The organism is Flavobacterium sp., assembly GCF_013823965.1.
In the GTDB taxonomy this organism is placed as follows: domain Bacteria; phylum Bacteroidota; class Bacteroidia; order Flavobacteriales; family Flavobacteriaceae; genus Flavobacterium.
Map to the genome: position 1 here is coordinate 23967 of NZ_PNNA01000059.1, position 6597 is coordinate 30563.

At 36.9% G+C, this 6597-nt stretch carries 4 protein-coding genes, 1 other RNA gene and 1 pseudogene; 2 read left to right on the forward strand and 4 right to left on the reverse strand.

The genetic code is table 11. The features are described from left to right. Positions 1–38 precede the first annotated feature (38 nt). A complete protein-coding gene (locus tag C0430_RS06925) occupies positions 39–1241 on the reverse strand; it encodes an NAD(P)-dependent oxidoreductase (protein WP_290867218.1) in 1203 nt (400 codons plus the stop codon). Positions 1242–1489: 248 nt separating this feature from the next. On the opposite strand from C0430_RS06925, the gene C0430_RS06930 reads away from it, so the two are divergent. After that, positions 1490–2698, forward strand: coding sequence for a serine hydrolase domain-containing protein (locus C0430_RS06930; RefSeq protein WP_290867220.1), 1209 nt, complete (start codon positions 1490–1492; stop codon positions 2696–2698). Positions 2699–2870: 172 nt separating this feature from the next. Beyond that, positions 2871–3267, forward strand: a transfer-messenger RNA (tmRNA) gene (gene ssrA / locus C0430_RS06935). Positions 3268–3672: 405 nt separating this feature from the next. Here ssrA and C0430_RS06940 read toward each other — a convergent pair. The 3 genes and pseudogenes from C0430_RS06940 to araD form a co-directional block, all read right to left on the reverse strand. Next, on the reverse strand, positions 3673–4857 hold the full coding sequence (locus C0430_RS06940) for an aldose epimerase family protein (protein WP_290867222.1): 1185 nt from the start codon (positions 4855–4857) through the stop codon (positions 3673–3675). Positions 4858–4950: 93 nt separating this feature from the next. Further along, the gene (gene araA / locus C0430_RS06945) at positions 4951–6459 is read right to left on the reverse strand and encodes an L-arabinose isomerase (protein ID WP_290867224.1); all 1509 of its coding nucleotides are present in this window, start codon (positions 6457–6459) and stop codon (positions 4951–4953) included. Between the two features lie 59 nt (positions 6460–6518). After that, positions 6519–6597, reverse strand: a pseudogene (araD, locus tag C0430_RS06950) (L-ribulose-5-phosphate 4-epimerase); the annotation flags it as partial.

Below are 6597 nucleotides of genomic sequence, written 5' to 3' on the forward strand. Positions count from 1 at the left end.
AGCTTTAAAATTTGTATTTATAAAAATCGCGAATATCATTATTTGCCGTCAACATAATCTTGCAAATAGCTGAACCTTTGGGTAAGTTTTCCTTTTTCGGTCATTTTGGCTCTTTGCAAAATTCCGTCCTTGTCTCCGTTGAAAAAGGCTGGAATCACGTTTTCCATAAACATTTCACCAAAACCTTCACTGGCATCTTTTGGCAATTCACAAGGCAAATTATCTACCGCCATTACCACTATTGCCGCTGGATGAAAAACGTCGACTTCCTTGTTTTCAATAGGCAAATAACCGTACAGCGGTTCTGAAATGGTGGATGATCTTAGCGTGCAAGCAATAGAACCATCTACATCGCAAGAGATATCTGCAACCACTTTTAGCTTGCAATCTTTAGACTGGAGCATTTCTCTCGTGAGGATACTTGGAGCTCCATTGGCATGAAAATGTGCCGTTATGTATATATCAGATACTCTGGTAAATCGTTCAAAATTGGAGACATATTCTTGGGGATTTTTAAAAAAATCATTGAAATCCAACACTTCACCATCTTTTCGTTTATTATAATCCAATACGTCTATTTGGGTATAAACGGGTTGTGTATAGTTTTTTGACAAATAATTTTCCACGGAAACTTCCTTGATTTTTATGGCATCCAGAACTTCTTTCACTCCATTGCCTACTTTACCAGTTCCGGTAACCACAAATTTCAAAGGAGGCAAAACCACTCTTTTTAAATGGGCTATTAAGGCTTCTTTTCCGGAAAGTGTTTCCGCTTTTGGAAGTTTGAACAGTTCAAATTTTATTCCAAAAGCCCGAATACTGTTGTAAGCACCTACAAATCCTGCATATTTACCAAAACCAATTAACCGATGATCCTGCCCATTTACAATGGTTTCGTGATCATACAAATCAATGTTTTTTTCTAAAATGGCTTGCAAAAGTTTTCGGTTGTGAGGTTGTTTTTTGAGAGTATGTGAAAAAAAGAAGTAAGATTTGTTTGGAATTAAATAGTCCACGGGAACTTCCTTTACACCAAACAAAACATCACAACCACTGAGGTCATTGGTCACCTCTATTCCCATATTTTTATACTGTGCATCAGTAAAAACTCTAATATCGGAACTTTCGACCTTGACTGAAATATCTTGATGAAGTTGTTTCAATCGTGCCAGTTCATCAGGAGAAAATACGACTCTACGGTCTGGCGGGTTTTTCCTTTCTTTTATAATTCCGAATTTCATATGTTTTGAGCGCTTTAATTGTGATTTATTATAACTTATATACGTGTTTTTGTTACAAATATAACAACTTTAACTAATTAGACCTTCTTTTCTCTAAAATATTTCAAGCCCCAAAATCATTAAAAACTGGCAACCAATATAATGACGCCAAATCAAGCTGAAAATTTAAAAAAATACTGTTAAGGTTTAAAAAAAGATTGTATCTGAAGAGATTGATTCTATATATTTGCCTTTCTACTAATTTAAAAATGAATTTTATCAAAAGCGCAAATATACTACAAATACTCTTCCTGATTTTGGTTGCAAGTTCCTGTAAAAATGAAACTAAGGAAATTTCAGAAATGGAGTTAAAGGATGCTGAATTGCCAAAAGGCATCTTACCCAAAATGAAACCTTTAGAAAATGAAACTCCCATTCTTACTGCTGATTACCTAGCCGAGAAAAAAAGGAAAATAGACTCTTTTTACAATAAAAACTGGCCCAACAACAGCATGAACGGTGCTTTTCTTGTAGCACAAAATGGCCAAATTATCTATGAAAAATATGAAGGTTATGCCAATTTCAGGGATAAAACGCCTATAACAAGTACTACTCCCATTCATATTGCATCTGTCAGCAAAGTCATTACAGCCACGGCAATTTTGAAATTAGTCAATGCCAAAAGAATTGACTTGGATCAAAAAGTAACCCATTACCTAAAAGAATTTCCCTATCCAGAGGTCACTGTTAGAATGCTGTTGTGTCACCGAAGCGGGATGCGCAGTTACGCTTATTTTACGGACCGGGACAAAAGTGTTTGGGACCGACACAATACATTGACCAATCAAGATATTTTGACCATAATGGGAACCAAAAACATTGGATTGGAACAAAAAACCGGCACCCGATTTGCCTACTGTAATACCAATTATGCCATGTTGGCCCTCATTATCGAAAAAGTGACCCAGCTTTCCTACAGAGAAGCCATGAGCCAAATCATATTTAAACCATTAGGAATGACCAATACTTTTGTTTTGGATTTTGATAAGGACAAACATAACGTGGCTCCTTCCTACAAAGGCAATAAAGTAGAAATTGGGATTGATTATCTGGACAAAATATATGGCGACAAAAACATCTATTCCACTCCCAGAGATTTGTTGAAATTTGACAGAGCACGAAATTCACCTTCCTTTTTAGAACCCGAATTATTGGCCCAAGTCTATGTTGGCTACAGCAACGAGCATCCCGGTACCAAAAATTATGGACTGGGCATTCGAATGGTGAATTGGCCCAATGGAAAAAACTTCTATTTTCACAACGGTTGGTGGCACGGTTTCACGTCTTCCTACATCACGCTAAAAGACGAAAATGCAACCATAATTGCCTTGTCCAATAAATATACCAAGAGCACTTATGCCGTTCGAAAGCTTTCGGTAATCTTTGGAGATTATCCATTTAAAGTAGAAGATGAGTAGTTTGGAAGTGGGAAGTTAGAAGTGGGAAGATGGAAATTTTATAACAGAAATTTAAACATTTATATATTGGCATTGAAATTGATATTGCTATTGAATTATTGTATCTTTGCACAATATTACATTTATGCTATTTAGATTCTAAAATCTAATATCATAAATCTAAAATAAAAATGGGGTCGACTGGTTTTGACAGCAAGTCGAATTGAAAAGTAAGCACGCCGAGAACTGGGATAATTCTCGTAAATAAAAGGTCTCAAAACACTTACACGGCGAAGGAAACTACGCTCTTGCTGCATAATCTGAATCATAGTAAGATTAGCCTCGTCCTACCAGGTAGGAAAGCAGGATTCACCTCGAAAGCTTTGGTTTATGGCGGTCGATAAAGGTGAATCGTAAATTTAAACCTAGATTTCCGCAAGCTTCGGGTGGATTTCGAAATTAAAGAAGCTAAGCAAAGAGCGGTTGTTCCTGACCTAACTCAGAGTCGAAAATCCAATCAGGGAATAAACGTGTAGAAAGCTTTTTAGTTGCTTGTTTGGACGGGAGTTCGACTCTCCCCGACTCCACAAATCTATTGTTAAATAGAACTAAAAGCCCGTAAATCGTATGATTTACGGGCTTTTTTGATTGAACTGCTTTCAAAAACTAATAGTGAACCTTAACGAACAGGGTTCAAAAAATCATGCATTTTTAACACTATTTCCAGGTTCCATTTTTTCTAGTTTCATTTGAGTTTTCTTCATTTGCCATTATAATTGCTTAGTTTTAAAACTATTTCGCATTTCAATAAAACTTAAAAAAAGAATACGGGCGATGTTCCTTCCCAATACAGAAAGACGATTTTGGACAGTTGATTTTCATCAAAATTTCATTTGAAACAATAAAAAACCCGAAAAATTACTTCCGGGTTTTGAATTATGAATCTAATTTTGAAATCTAATTGTTCCAATTGGACTGACTTCCAAAGTTTCTGTTTATTTTTTTACGGAAAATTTAAAGGATGTTTTTGTTTTGTAGTTTTCTCCAGGACTTAACACGGTCGATGGGAAATCTTTCTGGTTTGGAGAATCAGGATAGTGTTGCGTTTCCAGACACAAACCAGTTCTGTGGGCATAAGTTCCACCGTTTCTCATGGGTAAAGTTCCATCCAGGAAGTTTCCTGAATAAAATTGTATTCCCGGTTGGTCCGTGTAAACTTCCAAAAGTCTTCCGCTTGCTGCATTATAAGCAGAGGCTGCAAAACGTTCTCCCATGTCTTGGTTGTTCAACACCCAGCAATGATCGTAGCCCAATCCTTTTTTGATTTGGTCGTCTTTGGCTTCGATGTCTTTTCCAATCAATTTAGATTTTCTGAAATCGAAAGGTGTATTGGTTACATCGGTTAATTTTCCTGTTGGAATCAAATCGGCATCCACGGGAACCAATTTGTCGGCATCAATCACGATTTCGTCATCCAAAATAGGTTTTGTGAAATCTCCGGACAAATTAAAATAAGAATGTTGTGTCAGGTTGACAATTGTTTTCTTGTCGGTTGTGGCTTCGTAAATCACGTCCAATGAATTGTCGTTGTTCAAGGTGTAAGTCACAAAAACGGTCAAGTTACCCGGGTAACCTTCTTCCATGTCTTTGCTGACATACTTCAATTTTAAAGTAGCAACATCACCACCTTTGGCTTCTTCGGCAGTCCAAACTCTTCTGTGGAAACCTTCCGGTCCACCGTGTAAAGCATTTTTACCATTGTTAGTCGCTAATTGGTATTCTTTTCCGTCAAGGATAAATTTACCTTTTGCAATTCGGTTTCCGTATCTTCCGATAAGGGCGCCAAAATAAGGATTGTCTTTGGTGTATTGTTCTAAATTATTAAAACCGATTACCACTTCTTCAGAAACACCATCTTTGTTCGGAACTTTTAAAGAAGTTATGATTCCACCATACGTCATGATGTTTACTTCCATTCCTTTTTGATTTTTCAGTGTATAAATAGCCACTTTTTGACCTGCAGGAGTTGTTCCGTATTCTTTTTTTTCTATCGACACGCTATCCGTTTTTTGAGTTGTATTTTCTTGTTTTTCGTCTTTATGATTCCCTTTACATTGTACCGTAAGAAAGGCTAAACTTAGTAAAGAAAATCCATAAATGCAACGCTTTAATACATTCATAATTTGTGGTTTTTTTGGTTAATTATTAATAGTTCGAAAGTTTGAATGTCAAAAAACACATTGTTCTAGCATTCAAACTTTCGATTTTTTTAGCTATAAACCGTGTTGAAAAATGTGAAAATACGCTTCATTGGCATTCAAAGTATCTTTGAAGTTGCGAATTGTGGTTTGATTGTCAATTACAACTAATTCAATTCCCGCAATATCGGCAAAATCTTCCATAAATTCAGTAGTAACCGCTTGGCTATAAACGGTATGATGTGCTCCACCCGCAAGAATCCAAGCAGTAGCGGCTACGTCAAGATTTGGTTTACAATCCCACAATACGCGTGCAACCGGCAATTTTGGCAATTCTGCCATTGGTTTCACGGCTGTTACTTCGTTTACAATCAAACGGAAACGAGTTCCCATATCTACCAAAGAAACGTTGATTGCGTCGCCAGCAGGAGAATTAAACACCAAACGAGCTGGGTCTTCTTTACCGCCAATTCCTAATGGGTGCACTTCACAAGCGGGTTTTCCATCAGCAATAGAAGGGCAAATTTCTAGCATATGTGAACCCAAAACGTATGATTTTTGAGGTGTAAAATGATAAGTGTAATCTTCCATAAAAGAAGTTCCTCCTTCGAGTCCAACATTCATCACTTTCAAAGCTCTTACCATTGCGGCTGTTTTCCAGTCGCCTTCGCCACCAAAACCATAACCATCAGCCATCAAACGTTGGGTTGCAATTCCAGGTAATTGTTTCCAAGCACCCAAATTTTCAAAAGTATCCGTAAAAGCTCCAAAACCACCTTCTTCAAGGAAAGCTCTTAATCCTAATTCAATTTTGGCAGCATCAACAAGTGAATGTCTTTTGGCTCCACCTTCTTTTAAATCGTTGGTTAAACTGTAAGAAGCTTCGTAAACAGCCAATAAATCAGCCAATTGTTTCTCGGTTACTTTCTCGATATGTTTGGTCACATCCGAAGAATCGAAACCATTTACAGAAACTCCAAAACGAATTTGAGCTTCTACTTTATCGCCTTCTGTTACGGCTACTTCACGCATATTGTCACCAATACGAGCTACTTTTAGGTTTTGCAATTCGTTCCAACCCAAAGCTACTCTCGTCCAGTTTCCTAATTTGGTTTGAACGCGTTCGTCTTCCCAATGTCCTACAATTACTTTGCGTTTTTTACGCATTCTTGACATAATGAAACCAAATTCTCTGTCTCCGTGAGCCGATTGGTTCAAGTTCATAAAGTCCATATCGATGGAACTCCAAGGAATCTCGGCATTGAATTGGGTGTGTAAATGGCACAATGGTTTTTTCAAGATGCTCAATCCACCAATCCACATTTTGGCTGGCGAAAAAGTGTGCATCCAAGCCACGATACCAATACAGTTTTTATTAGAATTAGCTTCTAAACATACATCCAGGATTTGAGCTGGTGATTTTACCACATCTTTATATACCAATTTTACTGGTATTTTAGACGATGCGTCCAATCCTTTTGCAATTATCTGCGAATGCTCGGCTACTTTTCTTAGTGTTTCTTCACCGTATAATTCTTGGCTTCCTACTACAAACCAAATTTCTTTTTGTGCAATATCTATCATTATATATTTTTTTATTTAACTATTTAATTGTTTTATTTATGTAATCTAAAACCTAAAATTTACTGTCCGTAATACGAATCTTTTCCGTGTTTGCGTTCGTAATGTTTTTTAATTAAGGAATCTTTCAATCTTGGCGCA